Genomic DNA, 2,289 nt, shown 5'->3' on the forward strand with positions numbered 1-2,289 from the left:
TGCTTTGATGTGAGGAGTTTAAACCGTTTAGTTTCGATAGGTGATAATAATTTTGTCAAACTACCCTCAAAATTAGAATGAGCGATTTGTAAACTTTGCCAGGTAGGAGGTATTTCTACGGAATTTTGACAAATAACTGGCAACCAACTTGCACCAGGAAATTTATTTTCCATTACTTGTAATTTTTCCCTCGCTTCTCGCACAGAAATATATAGAGATTTTCCATTAGTAAATGACTGGAGAAAATGGTGTAAAAATTTATGGGCGACTACATCTGGAACTTCTTCTCGCATAACAATAATTGCGGGAATATGTAACTTCGCAAGTTGTCGAGCTAAACCTAATCCATCGCAAGAATTAAAAATTGCTAATTGTAGACCTTTCCTAATAGTTGTTGCCAGGGAGTTTTTTAATTCCTCAACTGTCATTTTTGTTTCATTCCCTAAATAAAAACATCCTGTACTCCCATCCGCTTTACTTTGACTATGACCAGAAAAACAAATAATATCCCAACCTTTTTCATCCCATAATTTTTCATCTAATTCTTGGCGACTTGGTTTAACTAAAGAGAAAATTTCGGCTTTCGTGGAGAGACTAGACAAATATTGTTTATCTGCCTCAACATTTATCCCTTCATCATTTCCAAAAATTGCTAAAATACGAATTTTTTCTCTGGCAATATTTAACTTTTCAACTCGGTTAGCTTCTGGCAAACCTATAGCAGTTTCAGCAAATAGATAATCTGAGAAAAAATTCCATAAGTGCCAGGGAAGTCGCTGCATTAAAATATCTTCAGATTGAATAATTAATCGTACTTTGTCTGAGGCATAAAATTTAGTTCGTAGCTCCTTTTCTATTTCGTTAAAACTTGGAGTATTTAACCATTCATTAAGCAAAAGTCGCCACTCTTTCTCTAATTCCTGAATTTGACTAATTATTTCGTGAATTTCCTGATATATATCTTTTTTAGAAAAATTTGTTGTCTGCTCTTTCTTCATTTTGATTCTAGGAAGGGAGCCTAAACTTCCATAGCATTCTCTTAATTGTTGATATTTTTTGCTCCAGTTTTGATAGAGTTGAGGAATTTCTGAATTTGCGGGTAATTTACCACTTAAAGAAATTGGTAAAGGATGACCGTCTAACCAAAAATTAGCTCTAATAACTGGAAAACCTGTGGCAAAATTTCCCCCTTCAAAATTCAGAGTCACTAAATAATTAGCAGCAGTTGATTTTTGAAATATTTGCTCAACCAAATCTTTCATATTTTTATTTTGCTCTTCGGAACGATAATTTTGTTTCTTAATTTCTGCCAACTCTATCTGATACTTTCTCTCACTTTCCTGAATATTTTGATTTATCTGTCTTTTGGTTTCTTGTAATTCTTGCTGATACTTTTTCTCTAAAAATTGAACATTTTGCTCGTATATTTCCATAAAGTCTCGATGAATTTTTTCCTTCTTCTGAGTTTCTGGAGGTACATCGATTTTAATTACTACTACTCCATCACCTTTATTTTCCATCCCTCGAATTTTCATGGGGGTGTCTTCGTTTTCTATTTGTATTGTTTTGAAAGAAGACATAAAGGCGGTAAAATCTACTCCATTTCGGAATATTAAATCTACAGTATTTAAGACTTCTTTGAATAATTTTGTAAAGTCTCCTTCTTGGAAATATCCACTACTAGGGCGACGCTCNGCTTCTTCTAATAAATAGATATATTTTGATTCAACATTATCGAGGATAGTTGTATGGTCGATATTCCAACCTTCTAAACAAGTTCCTGACATTTGAGCGGTGGTAAAGTTAGTAGCTATTGCTAATGTTTCGGTTAAATTTGCATTGTTTAAATTGGCAGCTTGTAGGGAAGCTTCTCCTAAGTCTGCTAGTTTTAAATTGGCGTTACTTAAATCGGCACTTATGAGGTTTGCTCCTCTTAAATTTGCTCCTATAAATTCTTGGTCTTTTCCCCATCCAGTTATTAGTAAATCTCTGACTTTTATATCTTCTAATATAGTTGCTTCGACTCTGGCAAATTTTAAATATTGGGTTTGTCGCCAGAATGTGCGGGTGGTATTAGCAAATCGGAAATTTGTGCTTTTAAGAATGGCATGACTAAAGTCAGTATCGGTTAAATTAGCATTTTTAAAATTGGTGCCTCCTAAAGCTCCAATAGCAACAGCAAATTTAAGGANTTGGTTTGTCGGTAGAATGTGCGGGTGGTATTAGCAAATCGGAAATTTGTGCTTTTAAGAATGGCATGACTAAAGTCAGTATCGGTTAAATTAGCAT

The 2,289-nt window shown here is 34.0% G+C and carries 1 protein-coding gene and 2 pseudogenes; all 3 read right to left on the bottom strand.

The genetic code is table 11. The annotated features are described in order from the left end of the window. Positions 1 to 1,694, bottom strand: a 1,694-nt coding sequence (locus AFK68_RS01125) for a CHAT domain-containing protein (protein ID WP_210407160.1), incomplete at both ends; no start/stop codon positions are given. Between the two features lies 1 nt (position 1,695). After that, positions 1,696 to 2,171 (bottom strand): annotated as a pseudogene (locus AFK68_RS43990) (pentapeptide repeat-containing protein); the annotation flags it as partial. 21 nt (positions 2,172 to 2,192) lie between these two features. Beyond that, a pseudogene (locus AFK68_RS43995) lies at positions 2,193 to 2,289 on the bottom strand (pentapeptide repeat-containing protein); the annotation flags it as partial.

It is taken from the genome of Hydrocoleum sp. CS-953 (genome assembly GCF_002260545.1).
Taxonomy (GTDB): domain Bacteria; phylum Cyanobacteriota; class Cyanobacteriia; order Cyanobacteriales; family Microcoleaceae; genus Trichodesmium.